Annotated in this window: 13 protein-coding genes; 6 read left to right on the forward strand and 7 right to left on the reverse strand. The window is 53.8% G+C overall.

What is annotated here, in order from left to right; translation table 11 throughout:
* The 5 genes from N5098_RS17815 to N5098_RS14830 all read right to left on the reverse strand — a co-directional run bounded on the left by N5098_RS17815 (position 1) and on the right by N5098_RS14830 (position 6,442).
* Positions 1 to 264 carry a DUF8172 family protein gene (locus N5098_RS17815; protein WP_465261609.1) on the reverse strand — a complete coding sequence of 88 codons (264 nt, stop codon included), beginning with the start codon at positions 262 to 264 and terminating at the stop codon, positions 1 to 3.
* A gap of 145 nt (positions 265 to 409) precedes the next feature.
* Positions 410 to 1,714, reverse strand: a complete 1,305-nt coding sequence (locus tag N5098_RS14815) for an SAVED domain-containing protein (protein ID WP_267638666.1) — start codon at positions 1,712 to 1,714, stop codon at positions 410 to 412.
* Positions 1,711 to 4,047 (reverse strand): ThiF family adenylyltransferase, encoded by a 2,337-nt coding sequence (locus N5098_RS14820; RefSeq protein WP_267638667.1) that lies wholly within the window; start codon positions 4,045 to 4,047, stop codon positions 1,711 to 1,713. The genes N5098_RS14815 and N5098_RS14820 overlap by 4 nt, the downstream gene beginning before the upstream one ends.
* Positions 4,048 to 4,064: 17 nt before the next feature.
* On the reverse strand, positions 4,065 to 5,174 hold the full coding sequence (locus N5098_RS14825) for an SMODS domain-containing nucleotidyltransferase (protein ID WP_267638668.1): 1,110 nt from the start codon (positions 5,172 to 5,174) through the stop codon (positions 4,065 to 4,067).
* A gap of 104 nt (positions 5,175 to 5,278) precedes the next feature.
* Positions 5,279 to 6,442 carry a hypothetical protein gene (locus N5098_RS14830; protein WP_267638669.1) on the reverse strand — a complete coding sequence of 388 codons (1,164 nt, stop codon included), beginning with the start codon at positions 6,440 to 6,442 and terminating at the stop codon, positions 5,279 to 5,281.
* 230 nt (positions 6,443 to 6,672) lie between these two features.
* Between N5098_RS14830 and N5098_RS14835 the strand changes: the two genes are divergently transcribed.
* A complete protein-coding gene (locus N5098_RS14835) occupies positions 6,673 to 7,557 on the forward strand; it encodes a hypothetical protein (protein WP_267638670.1) in 885 nt (294 codons plus the stop codon).
* A gap of 15 nt (positions 7,558 to 7,572) precedes the next feature.
* Positions 7,573 to 8,763 (forward strand): DsbA family protein, encoded by a 1,191-nt coding sequence (locus N5098_RS14840; RefSeq protein ID WP_267638671.1) that lies wholly within the window; start codon positions 7,573 to 7,575, stop codon positions 8,761 to 8,763.
* Between the two features lie 80 nt (positions 8,764 to 8,843).
* On the opposite strand, the gene N5098_RS14845 is transcribed toward N5098_RS14840, so the two are convergent.
* Positions 8,844 to 9,830, reverse strand: coding sequence for an HNH endonuclease (locus N5098_RS14845; RefSeq protein WP_267638672.1), 987 nt, complete (start codon positions 9,828 to 9,830; stop codon positions 8,844 to 8,846).
* Positions 9,831 to 9,907: 77 nt separating this feature from the next.
* Positions 9,908 to 10,150 carry a DUF8139 family protein gene (locus N5098_RS14850; RefSeq protein WP_267638673.1) on the reverse strand — a complete coding sequence of 81 codons (243 nt, stop codon included), beginning with the start codon at positions 10,148 to 10,150 and terminating at the stop codon, positions 9,908 to 9,910.
* 193 nt (positions 10,151 to 10,343) lie between these two features.
* On the opposite strand from N5098_RS14850, the gene N5098_RS14855 reads away from it, so the two are divergent.
* From N5098_RS14855 to N5098_RS14870, 4 genes are all read left to right on the forward strand, one after another.
* A complete protein-coding gene (locus tag N5098_RS14855) occupies positions 10,344 to 11,357 on the forward strand; it encodes a type II restriction enzyme NmeDI-related protein (RefSeq protein ID WP_267638674.1) in 1,014 nt (337 codons plus the stop codon).
* Positions 11,358 to 11,437: 80 nt separating this feature from the next.
* Complete coding sequence (locus tag N5098_RS14860) at positions 11,438 to 12,508, forward strand: hypothetical protein (RefSeq protein WP_267638675.1); 1,071 nt, start codon at positions 11,438 to 11,440, stop codon at positions 12,506 to 12,508.
* Positions 12,509 to 12,563: 55 nt separating this feature from the next.
* A complete protein-coding gene (locus tag N5098_RS14865) occupies positions 12,564 to 13,259 on the forward strand; it encodes a hypothetical protein (RefSeq protein ID WP_267638676.1) in 696 nt (231 codons plus the stop codon).
* A gap of 231 nt (positions 13,260 to 13,490) precedes the next feature.
* On the forward strand, positions 13,491 to 14,159 hold the full coding sequence (locus N5098_RS14870; RefSeq protein ID WP_267638677.1) for a tyrosine-type recombinase/integrase: 669 nt from the start codon (positions 13,491 to 13,493) through the stop codon (positions 14,157 to 14,159).
* Positions 14,160 to 14,171 lie beyond the last annotated feature (12 nt).

The raw sequence follows: 14,171 nt of genomic DNA on the forward strand, positions 1-14,171 counted from the left end.
CTAACGCGGATATTCTGCCTCTTCAAGGGACGAGACGAACTCCACGTTTCCGATACCGTCCGTACTGCTGAGCTCGTTGTGTCCAGCTCGTGTGACGGATTCAATGAGGAAGTCCGTACAGAGTTCGGTATGCACATTCCCATAGTGCGCGTAAGCTTCTGAACGAATGAAATTAAGGTCGTGCTCTGCAAGAACGATCTCGATACCATTCTTCCGTATAACGGTGTCACACCCCCACTCAGAGAGTAACGAGAACGATTCTATAGATGTGGAGCCGGAGACGGTTAACCGGTTGCTCGGATACGAGGAGTTATCCTGGCCACAGGGACTCTGGCGGGTGAGTGACGACCGTCCAACGGAACGTATTGTTCTCAAGTTTGATGTATGAAATTTGAACTTCTTATATGTTTCAGGAGTGGGGGAGCCAGTTTGTGATGGTCTCTTTTATACGGTGACCGAAAGTGGACGGGGGCTCCGTTGTCTCTTCTTGGTTATCAGCTGGTTGGTTGTTGAGGAGTAGCGCTGCTCTGTGATACGTATTGACTCCGTTTGGGAGGAGATAGGTTTGGATAGGTGGGAAGGTATTGGTTTGTTGGCCGAAGAGGAAGGCGAGTCCTGTTGGGACTGCCATGAAGAGATGAATCTTGGATACTGGGCCTATGTTATTGACTGTTTCACGTATCTCAGTGCGAAACACCGATGCAGCGTGACCTGCTTGGTCGGGAGTCAATCTGATGTCTGGCCCGTCGCCCGGTGTGAACTCAAGAACGCCTCGAAACTCGGAGAGATCCGATACCGTGTTGGCCACTTCAGGACGTACATTACCAGAAATGCTGACTAAGACCGCGAGGTCAGATCCTGAGGCATTTTTCCGGGTAAACTCGGCTGATATCCCACTGTTCTCTGCATCCTTGTCGAGCGACCATGCTTGCGTGTTTCCAGCCTGATCAGCTTGCATCCACGTTGCATTGACATTCCGCGTTGCCTGGAGGCACCGACCTAACGCAAACGAGGCAGGGAGATGGCTATGGCCGCGCAACTGGATCGGGCGATCAGGCGCTTCGGATCTGATCCGATTGGTGACCGTCGTGATCGCGGGAATCAGCCGTTGGTTCCAGATTTCCTGCGATGGTGGCCCATGGTCAAAGTGCTGGGACCAATCTATTCTGAGGGCGGGCCATGGCTTGTGGGCTGGTTCTTCATAGGTATCAAGCGAACACGTGATGGGTTGGCCATCGTCAAGTGCTGCATCCAGCTTAACCAGGCGTTGTTGCAGCACGAAATCAGCGACCTCAGCAGCCGCTTCAGGCGTCTTCTCGTCCAGTTGTTCCATATACCATGAAGAGAAATCATGGAGTGACGTAGATTTGCTAAGAATAGCTTTCGCATCCGACACACCTAGATCTGGACACCGAACGATGACTGCCAAGAACGTATCGTCAGCCTCCCACCGCTCCCGAAACCGAGGTAGCTCAACATCTAGAATCACATCTGAGTCGGCAACATCCTCACTGATCAGTCCGATACCGCCGGCGATCTGCTGTTTGTCCTCAATGATGTGCTCTAAGCCTGATTCGAGTGGCTCTGAGGGTTGATCCGATTGATCGCGCCACACCGGAATACCATGGTCCCATAACGCATCTTCGAGCAAATCTGCAGTGTCCGATTGCTCGTGCTTATAACTGAGAAAGATCTTGCCTGTTGGATCAGTCATACTGTCTTACCATCCGTACCCGCTTCCCCTGTATCATCTGGTCGGTCGCTCATACGGTAGAGTTGCTCATAATCGTTATCGCGGTGGAACAAATACGCGTTGACCGCAAACTCCTGCGTATCGTCCTGACCGACAATGAAGAGTAGAGGGTGCGGACAGTCATAGCCATCATCAGCCGCGATCTCGTTCATCGCTTTCCGATCGTCGAGACTGATATCAGGTGGTGCTGCAGGATGGTAATGCCATTCACCAAGATAATCGATACCAAGGCTTTCCCGGGCATCTCGAAGCCAGTCCTCAACCTTGTCAGTTCCACGGAGGAACTTTGTTGGCTCTTGGATTGAGTCAGGGGGCGGCTCTTGGGCATTGATGAGGAGTGCAGGGTCGTCCTCGCGGTCGATCCCTGCTAGAATTCCACCTGTCTCGCAAGGGTGATCCTGGCGACAGCGTTCGAACATCGCCTCACGACATTTTTCGGGTACTTGGACAGTGACTGGCGAAGTCGCGGCCTCCCATGTCGTCACATCTTGAAAGGGCGGAGTAGCCTCCGAAACCGTTGGTACCTCGTCGTCTCCAGAGGTTTCCAACACGGTGAAGTCTGTTTCGCCAAGAGTTAATCCGGTCGCATTGTCGAGAAGCCGGGTCACGGTTCCTGCCCATGTCATGACGCGATCTGTCCGAATGACGGACGCGGGGTGCCAGCAACCGATACGCTCGGGAACTGCATCCGTCTCATCATCCCATTCAATCTGTTCCTGCAACCGCCACAGGCTAAATGCCTCCTCGTAGTCAGTGTACGGAAAGGTGTGGGAATAGGCGGTGAAGCAGAACAGCCGGTTGGCTCGGCGACCCATAGCAGCAGAGCAAAAGACGACGCGGTGATCCCAGCGCTCACGATCAAGTGCGCGGCGAACAACACGCGAGGCCGAACAATCAATGACAACCTCTGCGTCGCTGATTGATGCCGGCATCTCACCGCTCGGTGGAAACGCGGTGTCCACGTCCACGGCTTGAACATACGGAGCCACGGATTGGAGGCGGTCTGCGAGCATTGTTGCTTTGTTTCGGCCTACATCATCCAGCGACAGGGTATGACGAGACACATTCCCAATCTCATACGTGTCGCTATCGACAATGGTGAGCTGCTGGCACCCGGCCCGCACTAAATTCTCTGCCACCATACTACCGAGTGCACCCGCTCCGATGAGCACGATGGTGCGATCAAGAAACCACTCGTCCATGTGGCCACGTCGGATGAGCTGGTCATGCGACCAGTTGTTTGCCTCAAGCCACCGGATCTGTTCGCGCCCCGCTACTATCCGGGCAGCTCGGCACTGTCCTTGACCGGTTGATCGGTGACCGACATCCTGTGGATCTTTGAACTCCTCAATCTCACTCGGTTGCCAGTAGATGAGTTCTGGTTCGTTACCAACTTGTGCAGGGATCGGAAACCCGATTAGGAGGATCTTGACCGATTCCTCCTCCAGGACTGGCTTGATATTCGCACGAAGGGTATACGGATCCGTCGCCGTCTCTTCGAAAAAGTCTTCGAGATCCCGCCAGGTTTCCGGGGCTTCCCACGGCGGGTCAATCGGAACCTGATCTAATAATGCCCACGCCCCACAAACCGCATCGTCCATTTCTGACTCAATATATCCGCCCCAATCAGGCTCATAGACGACCTCACCGTCATCATCTGTGAATACGTCGGTCACGTAGGTCTCTTCAGCTGTCGGAACAGAATAGAGTGCGACGGTTCCCCATTGGCCATATACATCTACCCAATCGTCGAATGACTCCCGGGATTCGTTGAACGCAAGTGTCGGCCCTTGGGCATCGGCCGTATTGAACGCCGGAATTTCAAACGGTTCGTCCGGCTCACGGAGCTCGCCCTGGGCAGCGTTCCGCAGCCATTGCAACGCACGATCCATATGCCAACAGAGCCGGTCTGTTCCCGTACTGGGTTCGCCCGTCGCTCCGGTCTGATTAAGCGTATGCCCGTACCGAGCAACACAGATGTCACCTTTGCGCCACGGCGTATCTTCACTGCCAGCAACGTTCAGTTTTTGGTGGGCAAACGTAGCAGTAATCGTGTTCGCGTCCTGATCCGCAGGGTAGATTCCGATTGACCCCGCCGGAAAGGTGTCGCGCAGATGGAGATACCAGTCAGTCTCGCGTGGTACCTCCGAATGATCAGCTAAGTCGTCTGGTCGGAGACGGATTTTGACGACCCATCTTCCCCTCTCTTCGTCAAGATAGAGATCGTCAAGGACAGTGACTCCAGCGCGCTCATCGATAGCTGCCACGGCCTCAGTGATTTCGTCAGAAGGCATATCTCAAATCAGTATGACTAAGCGAACTGATGGTCCGAGGGGTCATCTACTTGTGACGACGAGCCAAGGGTCATTGCCTTCTCTCCCCCGTCATCGCTCTCGTCATCACTTCCATACGGCGGGAACTCATCCCCGAAGAGTTCGTACCACAGATCGCGGGACGTTGCTTTATCGTCCTCCTCCAATGCCGCGCGCGCCAGCTGTGCGGCGTCTGATACCTCGTTGTGGAATGCGGCGAAGGCTTCTCCATCAATGTGCTTAAGGGCGTTATGTTCGGGGATAGCCGGCAGGCCGTGAGCCGGCAAGAACGGTATATCTTCATTTCCTGCTTCACTCTTGAACTGCCGTTCAATCTGTTCAAAAGTCCGTGTGACGCCTTCAGCGACACTATCGATATCATCGGGACAGCACTCCCAGATCATCCGCTCAAGGGGATAGCTTCTGGGCCCGTCAATTTCTGGTATTTTGGTCCGCCGCCACCATTTGATGGCCTTGACGACATTCACATAGTGGCCGCCCGTGCTATCATTCTTGTCCAGGGTGACAGCAATCGTCGCAAGCGGATGTGTCGATTCCCAATTATTGGCCTCCCGATCTGGGACCTCAAGTGGCTCCTCCTTCCACTGCTCGTCACCATCAACGGACATATTGAGAGCCCCAGCCACTGTTGAGAAATCGTCCTCGCTCAGTGCAGTCCCGACATCCAGTGACCCGAGAGCTTTCGCAACTTCCTGAATAGCTTCGCTCGGGGCAACTGTCAACACGAGGTCAAGTTCCACATCCTCTTCTCGTATCTCGTACGAATGGTCGTTCGGTTCCCATTGGTCCTCGTAGTATTCTTCAAGGAATGGTTCGCATTGTTCTAACGCGTCTTCGGCCTCGTAGTCCTGAAGATCGGTGACGAGGACAATATCGACGTCGGACTTTTCGCCTTCTTTAGGTCTGAGTGCGGTCCATCGTCGATAGCTTCCTTGGAGGAAATCGGCAACATAGAACTCTTGGATATCGTCGTCATCCTGTAAACGGTCTCGGAGTGTTTCGTGCCCCTCTTTGTACGCGTCTTGATGTTCGTCCTGGGGTCTAATATCCGAAAGAAAAGTTCTGAACAGAGATGGGAGCGTGGCCATGCTGCAAGCGATGGACTGGAAAGGCATAAGTTTCGATGACCGCCGAAAGCTCTTACGCCCGGCGTGGTCCGATGTATCAGTGACAATACTACTCCGCCGAGGACTCACCGGTCGTCTCGCAACACCCACGGTTTCGCATCAGAGTCGTACTCGCTGATCTTCCCGCTGTGACTGCGTGTCTCCGCGGCAAGCACACCGATGTGCTTGAGCTGCTGCACGAAATTGAATAACACGTTGGTGCGGATGATGTCCTTCCAGACGGCTTCCTCCTCGTAGATTCGAGATACCTGGCCGGCCTCGATCAGTTCCCGCGCCCGTGTACGCCCCGCTCGCGTGCAGAACGTGTTCAGGAAGACGTTCGGATACTCGTGAACCAACCGGCGAACCAAGTCGGGAAAATGAATCCGCGGGCCTTCTTTCCGCAGCGCATCAAGTAACAGCCGGAATTCGGGGTGTCGCTCGTAACAGTTCCGGAGCAGAATGGCGAGCGGCTGGTGTTCCGCGACGACCGTTGATCGACCGACATCACTCTTGACCGCATCAAGCTCTTCAAGTGTCGAAATCCCGGACCCACGAAGCACCGTCGCCGCGAGTTCCCCCTGGTCAGTCAGCGTGAATCGACCAGTACCCTCCAACAGTCCGAGCGACAGCGCACTCCGCCGAGCCTGAGTGCCCGCACCGAACCCGTACTCAGCTTCGATCACATCCACCAACTCATCGCCAGCCAGCGGCCCGTGCAGATCAACCGCGACGACCGGCGCGAGATAATTCAGCGGCTGGGCAAGCGAAAGACTCGCAATATCACCAGCAATGTCACTCCGACGCAGCCGAACCGACAACTGCCCCTCAATATCAACGACCTGCTCGTGGGACTCCGAGGTCGGCGGGCCCGACCACCGCGTCACGCCATCGTCCGTCGCGCCAATCACACCGACGCCCTTCGACCGGAGCAAATCAGTATGTTGCCCAACCGTGTCGGCCGCCGCCGCGAGGTACGAGACGTGCGCGCCCTGCTGGTACGTAAGCGCCTGCCCGATCCCGCGGAGGAGGCCGCTCGACCCCTTCACCTCAACAGCAAACACGCGATCAGCATGCGTGAACCCGAGCACATCCGGATACCGTCCACCAATCGTAATCTGATGGGTTTCGCACCGATCCAAGACATCCGCGTACGTGTCTTCATGTGCACCCGGGACATGGACGAGTGGCTGGTAATCACGTGTTTCGAGTTCATCGATGACGTGCCCGAACACCGCCGATTCCTCCATCGTAGCAACGCATTCACACCGGGACCGCTTGAATGTCACCCAGTCGAATTTCAGAGTATTAGATGCCCATTGAGAATCTGTTTTAATAGCAGGACGCTTTCGGATCTGCCGGTATTAGCGGTCTAGGGCGGCCTAGACGGCGTTTGACCGGCGATAGTTATATGGGGGTGAAAGTCGTAGTGGATCGTGTCTCCCATCTGAAAGCACAACCGGAGACGAGGAGAGAAAGTTTGAGTTCGCACGCTGAATCCCAAGAAATCGGTAGAGGCCAGCAAACACTGCACGAGGCGGTTAATTCTCACCGCATCTACGAGCCGATTAGAGGAGTTCATCCTCGCATCGAACTTCCGGACGAAGAGTTTGAGGAGTGGCTTGATGGCAATCAGGAAATCGAGTACGTGGTTGTCAATTTCACTGACGCCAAGGAGGTCATCGAGCGGGACGGTGACCTGAGCCGGGTTTTAGAGCCGTGGCATATCCCAGTGATCCTCGGTACGGAATATGATGAGGCTGTGAATGCACGTACCTTGCAGGATGTTTTAGACGTGCTGGCGATAGCGCAACCCGCGATCTACGTCCCGGACGTGGTCTACAGCTACAACTGGATGGAGGACGAGATTCAAGAAAACGCTCTTGAAGCCTACACCAGCCACGTTAGAACGCTGCAGGAACTAGTTATTGAGGAGAACTTGGATGTCCGGTTGATCCCGACGAACAAGGGCTGGACGTACGAACACTTCCTAGAGTACCGCGAGTTGTTCGAGGAGTTCGACTACGATGAGTTCGCGTTCTACGCCGTTCAGTACACTGGAGGTGACGCTGGTAACGCAATCAACGTCCTCCGGAGCCACGTTAGGAACTCCATTGCCGCCATCGATATGGAGAATGTTTTCCTGATTGGACGGCTCGCGGAGGACGACCTGTTGGATTTCGCTCCGCGAGTGCGTGGAGCAACTGGACTTCGACAATGGACGGACGCATGCTCTACTGAGAGCGGGCTTTCGCAACGTCTGTGGCCGGCGTTCCAGGAGGGACGGGAGGCCAAACTGTCGGTCAACGATGGTCAAGAACAGAGGCCTGTAAACGAGTTCGGCGGCACGAAGGAGGACAACTGAACGATGTTCGTATTCATGGGTTCATACAGTGGCGGCGATTACGATTCGTCAGACGATGATGATTCGCAGGACGACGAATCGACAGACGACCATACGCAAACCGGTGTAGACGATTACACTGGTGATGACGAAGGTGACGGTTCTGGAGAGGATTCAGGCGGTGGTAAAGCCGCTGCTGCGGCTGGCGCTGCCGGTGCCGCTGGTACTGCAGGTGCAGGTGGTGCTGGTGCTGCCGGTGCTGCTGCTTCAGGTGCCGGCGGCGGTGCGGTTACTGAGCCGCCCGCGGGTGAGGATTCCGGAGATGGCGATGACTCGGACGACGAAGAGTGTGAAGAAGAGGAAGAAGAAGAGAATCAGCCGGAATCGCCAGATGTCGAAGAGTCGGATATAGAGCTGGAAGACGACATCGAGGAACCCGAGACGGAGGAAGACGCGGAAGAAGAGGATGCCGACGAGGAAGAGGATGAAGACGAAGATGAGGAGGAAGATGAGACGATGGTTGTGGTCCAGGAAGTCGATGCCCTGAGTGCGCTGTCCTGGGGTGTCCAACCGGTGATGAAACACGTCGAGGAGTGCTACGGTGAAGAGATCGAACTCTTCTACAAACCAGCTCCTGTCCGAGAGATCGACCCGGAGCAAGCGAAACAACAGTGGGTAGAGTGCAGCGAGGAACTGGAAATGCCAGTCGATCCTTCGTTCTGGGATGAGGACCCGCCGGAGTCCACGGAACTGGTCAACCGAGCGTTCGAGGCAGCTCTCCAGCAGTACCGAGGTATGGAGTACATCAGGACGTTGTGGCGGCACGGTGTTGCGGCTGGCCGCGATATCAACGACCGGGAAATACTGATCGAGTTGGCCTCAGATCTGGGTCTGGACTTAGAGCAGTTCGAGAAGGATCTGGACGAGGTGGAGGTAGAAGCCGGGGAGCGTGGTGAGCTTCCGTTCACGTTGATGGAAATCCAGGGTAATCCAGTTCCGAAGAATGGCCGTGTCCGGTATTCGGACTTCAAGACCCAATTCACGTTCCAAGGGATAGACGAGCAGGGGCCGCAGGAACTACAGGGGTTTGTTGATGAGCACGGTCCTGTAGCTACACCAGAAGTGATGGAGGTCTACGACATCCGACGCGACGAAGCTGTTCAACGCCTCCAAGACCTGGACGATGTTTCGTCGTTCGAGAACAGTGGCGAAAACCTCTGGTACTGAATCAATCCTCTTTCGTCGAGGCTACACTATCTTTCGCGTTCGGTGATGTCCATAGTCTGAACGTCTCTCAAACCCTGTTTTCACACCCACTCAAGCGCTGCGTTGTGCTGCGCAACATACTGCGGCTTCAAGCTATCATCCGGGATCGAGATTCGCTCCCCTGCACGGTCAAGAATCGTCTCCTGGAGCACCTCACTCTGTGTTTTAAACTCTGGGTTCACCCGCAACCGGTAGTCCTGATCAATAGTGAACAGCTCCCGATCGAACGCCGCGTGATGCGTCTTACTGAGCGCCAGTACGTTCGAGAGGTCAGCCCGGTGATCCGGATAGTCACTCCACGAAAGGACGTGCGCTACGTCCAACAGTCCAGGATGATCCACGCCGGAAATCGGACACGTCCGGTCGTGACGGGACAGTACCATCGCACGGAACTCCGGATCCACTGAACGGGCGTGAACAGTCGCGTCGTACGTCCCAGCACGCATCCCAGCATCGCTCACCAACGGTGTCCAATCCGAGTCACTCCACTCCTCCACCGCACTCTCGACGAACTGAAGGCCGTCATCCGTCAACGCGTACTCATCGCCGCGCTTCTCAACGAAACCCATACTCCGCAGCCAATTCGCCCGCTGCTTCGCCATATCCGTCTCCCCGCGACTCCACCCTAACTCCGGATGCGTATCCAACTGCTGCGCACTGATCTCCGTAATCGACATCGGTCCAGCGGACAACGCGTACAGCAAACTCCGAAGCCCAACATTCCGCTCACACATAATTCGCAGCAGCGTCCCCACGTCGTACTGCTGCACATACTCCCGACCAGCATCCCCGAGCACCCAGTGATCATTCTCCAGTCGTACAAACTCTGCCTGCTCCAGATACGCGACCCGCCGCATAATCGACTCCCGACTCGACACATTCGAAAACGAACCACGATGCCAGCCCACCAGTTCATCTGTCGTCGGCTGATGATTAGTCACGAACTCAAGCACCGCATCCAACGTCTCAACATAGCGTGTCCCGCCTCCAAACATTGGGACAATACTACGGAGGCGATCCGGAGGCATACAGAAATTGTGACAGGGCCAAGTGATGATCCTTTCCCCGGACGACTACCGTGAGGGAGACAGAGAGTTGCCGCCAATTATGCGTTAGGTGAATCGTCGAGGGGTGGCCGCAAGTCACGCCACCGGAAATCAGCAGTCCCACCCGAGTCAAACGCGACCCGATACAGTTGCGCATCCCGCTTGTCACCAGTTAACGAATCTACATCATCACTTAGTACTGCAACGACCTGTCCGTGTTCCCCATGGTACTCCTGATGATCGAGATCTGTCTCATCAGGAATATCAACCCGGACGCGATCTCCCTCAGAGAAGCACTGCATTGAGGTTCAGTACGGTTCGACTACAGTTAGACCATATGATTCATGACGAGTGTAGGTAGGGCTCTGTCCCGGTCAAATGTAGTGCAAATCTATTATATACTGTAGCCAGAATTAGATTAATCATATTGGATTACACTTTTCTGTCCCTTTATCCCGATAAGCTACAAGACATTCCAGTCGGTATCAACTCACTGTGACTCGCCTGTATGTCGTTCCTGTCGGTGACGATTGGATTCAGCGATTCAACAACACCGTCGCCTCACCAGTATCTATCCCTGCGGAAGCGCCTGAGGATCTTCAGAAACAAAACGAAGCACGCATTTGGGGTACCACCGATGGGAATCAGAAACGCACGTTTTTTGAAGAAATGGAGACTGGTGACCCACTCCTCTTCTATAACGACGGTGATTTCTTTGCTGCCGGTCGTGTCGGTGCTGCCTTCGAAGACCCGTCAGTCGGTGACGCGCTGTGGGACAATCCTGACAGTCGATTCATCTATACTGTCACCGATTACCAAGAAATCTCAGTTGATCGAGAACGAATCGCGCAGTTGCTTGGATACGAGGATAACTGGGTTCCCTACCGGTTCCTTCGCGTGTCCCAAGACGCAGTCAGTAGTCTACTCCGGGAATACAATTCAATCGAAGAAGCCTTCCAAGACTTTCACAACGGCGGTACGATCGATCCACCAGACACCGGTGGAGACAATGACGATCCGCGTGAACACACAGAAATCCAGTGGTTACTCATTCAACTCGGCCTGCGACACGGCTACGACGTGTACGTAGCCACGAATGACAAAAACCGCACGTACAACGGGAACCGACTCGGTGATGACTGCGTTGAGAACCTCAACCTCCCCGGGTTCAGTGCCGCCGCCACACGCATCATCAAATACGTAGATGTGATCTGGCTGCGAGACGATTTCATCGTGAAAATGTTCGAAGTCGAAAGTACCACCAGCATCTACAGCGGCATTCTTCGCATGACCGACTTCATGGTGAAAGTTCCGAACATCGCCGTCGATATGCACATCGTCGCCCCGGACGATGATGAGGACAAGGTCCGGGAAGAGATTAACCGCCCAACGTTCCAGCACGTCCTTCAACCCGCTGACCACTGCACCCTCCGATACCTCTCGTTTAACGATATCCGGACCACCCACGAGACAGTCGAGCAAGCCGGACCACTGCAAGACGTTTTTTGATGCGATAGTATCCCGCTTGATTCATGCGTGGTCTTATCAGGATAACATGAGTATGTGCCCACAGTAGTATGGCAACCGGTGTGACGGATTTCATTCAAATTGACGAAGTGCGGCATGAGATCGATTCTACGTATCCTGACCCTGGCACCGACGCCTCACGTGATCTTTCGGTTCCGAACAACGGGTACAGTCACAAACTAATCGGACAGACAGTCGAATTCCTCTGTAAGGTATGGTTGTACCGGAACTGTGAGGAAGTTATTCGACCGTCGATCCATTCTTCCAGAGAATTGGAAGACGATGATGGCGACAAATGGATTAGAGGCGCTCGATACCGTAAAATACCGGAGGTGACAGTTACCGTCTTTGACGGAAAGAAGTGGGAAGACCGTGATTCGGGCCCGTCAAATCAAAATGAATGGGATGTGATGAATGAAGACAGGCCAGACTGGGATCAACGAAGCCCGGTTCAGTGGGCAGAAAATGAGGATCTCTCCAAAATAGTCAATCAGTTCATTGAGACCGGAATGAATACAGACGGTGTCGTGAAAGCCGCGCTGCTCAACGCGGGCTGGCAACCCCCTGACGCAATCCAAACTTGGATCAACCGTGAAGCGATTGAGAATGAACTCCTCCATGAAATAGAAGAGCTATTCAGACTTCTCCGTACCCAAGAATGGGGCACCGGTGAGGTAGTATTTGAAAAGCCTCGATTCGGACACTTTCGCCATATTCTCCCAGGAGAAGGCGACTTCATCGTTGACGATTTACTCGTCGACATCAAGACAACAGAGCGCAAATCATTCACGAACGCATTCTGGCGACAACTCCTGTTGTACTACGTACTGAATGACGTACAACGCGAACTATACGATTCGGAAACAGTCTCCCGAAGCGGGCGAGAGTTATTCAATGGGAAGTACCCTGAAATAACCCGTGTTGGTATCTATTTCTCCCGCCACGGAGAATTACAGACCGTTGATATCAGCGAGCTCATTGATGATACAGACCGGTACGAAGAGTTCCGAGCTTGGATCGTGGATCGGGCAATCGAAGAGAACAGGCATGCCCAGATCAATTACTCAGCAATCAGGGGAGTACTCACTGAACCATACGATTACGAGCGGCAACAATCCCTCTTCGATTTCTAACGCTACACTCGAAAAAAGTACTGAAGAATAATCGATTGCCACTTCACCTACCTCAATGACAAACCAATCTACCACCTTCGATGATCACGACCCACTTGCCAACCACATCCTGAACGTTCTAGAGGACTTCATTGATGAGATCGGAGCACGCGAATGCACCGCACACTTCGACACTGTCGTTGACGGAAAATACTTTCTCAAAGGACAAAATCTCATCCAAAAACCAGAGCGGTTCATCGAAGACCATCTCGTATTCCCGATGCTCCGACAGGCATTCGGGTATTCGTTGCGCCCACAACCGAAACAGTACGCACCGCGATGGCCACGAGGCGGCGGCATCCCGGACTTCGCAATTACTTCGATTCCAATCGAGACAGCGATGCAGCAAGACATCCGGTTTTTCGGCGAAGTAAAACCCCCAAAGAAAATCAAAAACGCCGGGAACGACATGGAGAACTATCTTAACAGCGACCTTGACATCCATGCAGTAGCAATACTTTCTGACGGATTCGACTGGGAACTCTGGATTCGACCGAAAGGAGAATCCATAGACGATCTGGATAACCCGGTTCAAGAAGCCAGTCTCCGAGACTCGCTCAGAACTGTCCGTACACGAAATATGCAGACCGCATCATACCGACCACACAAAGTCCGCAGCAACATCAACACAGAAGCCTTCTCTGAATTCACAGTAGACACAGTTCTGGATGCGATTGAAACAGAGCTTAATGTGCCAGTAAACCATTACTGATAGTTCGTCCCCCCCCTCCTACACGGCCAACTGATTCTCATGTCTCAAAGACATCACGACCAGAATCCACATACTATGCCGTTCACAGTAGTGTGCCGTCTACTTCCACAGATTCTTCACCCTCTACTACACTCAGTAGCACAATGTCATATCGTCCAACAATACATCACGCCAGCGGGTGAATCCGTGTACTGACCTTCTAAACAGGATTACGGTCTTTTTCTTCAGTAGATGGCTCCGACACGAGAGAAGTCGCTTAGTGAACGAGAGTTTGAATTACTGCTGGAAGGCGCAGGACGTATTGACGACCCCACTCAGCGACTCGAATCACGGGCCGCTATTCTAATAGGAGGTCGGCTCGGACTGAGACCTGGAGAGACAACACATCTGAGCGCATCGTGGATCGACCAAGAGCGACAGATGATCCGCATCCCCGAACACCACGCATGTACGAAGGGACGAGACGGTGATCTCTGCGGCTATTGTCGTCAAGCAATCGAGCAACGCTTACGACATAACCCCGATAGTGAATTCAACGATTTTGCAGATCTGTATTGGCTTCCAAAAACGGAAGCAGCCGCACGAACGGTCCCATTCCATTTCTCGTATCGGGTTCGGGTAGCGATTGATCTTCTAATCACAGAACATAGTGGCTGGCCATACTCATTCTCAACTTTACAACGAAGACTGAATACTGCTCTTGATCTCGCACCACAACTTTCCAGAAACGATACGTCCCTACACGGCCTTCGAGCAACGGCTGCTTCCCACCACGCCAGCAGAGGATTAGACTTGGCAGCACTTCGAGCAATGTTTGGCTGGGAGGACATTACTACAGCCCGTCAATATCTTAACGTGGACGGTGCGATGACTCGTCGAGCATTAGATAATATCCACTGAGTTCAGAAGATA

It is taken from the genome of Halovenus rubra (genome assembly GCF_026586665.1).
Classification (GTDB): domain Archaea; phylum Halobacteriota; class Halobacteria; order Halobacteriales; family Haloarculaceae; genus Halovenus; species Halovenus rubra.

Coding starts and splice junctions, on each gene's coding strand:
- N5098_RS14815 (WP_267638666.1), bottom strand. CDS start 1,714: ATGACTGATCCAACAGGCAAGATCTTTCTCAGTTATAAGCACGAGCAA.
- N5098_RS14820 (WP_267638667.1), bottom strand. CDS start 4,047: ATGCCTTCTGACGAAATCACTGAGGCCGTGGCAGCTATCGATGAGCGC.
- N5098_RS14825 (WP_267638668.1), bottom strand. CDS start 5,174: ATGGCCACGCTCCCATCTCTGTTCAGAACTTTTCTTTCGGATATTAGA.
- N5098_RS14830 (WP_267638669.1), bottom strand. CDS start 6,442: ATGGAGGAATCGGCGGTGTTCGGGCACGTCATCGATGAACTCGAAACA.
- N5098_RS14840 (WP_267638671.1), top strand. CDS start 7,573: ATGGGTTCATACAGTGGCGGCGATTACGATTCGTCAGACGATGATGAT.
- N5098_RS14845 (WP_267638672.1), bottom strand. CDS start 9,830: ATGCCTCCGGATCGCCTCCGTAGTATTGTCCCAATGTTTGGAGGCGGG.
- N5098_RS14850 (WP_267638673.1), bottom strand. CDS start 10,150: ATGCAGTGCTTCTCTGAGGGAGATCGCGTCCGGGTTGATATTCCTGAT.
- N5098_RS14865 (WP_267638676.1), top strand. CDS start 12,564: ATGACAAACCAATCTACCACCTTCGATGATCACGACCCACTTGCCAAC.
- N5098_RS14870 (WP_267638677.1), top strand. CDS start 13,491: ATGGCTCCGACACGAGAGAAGTCGCTTAGTGAACGAGAGTTTGAATTA.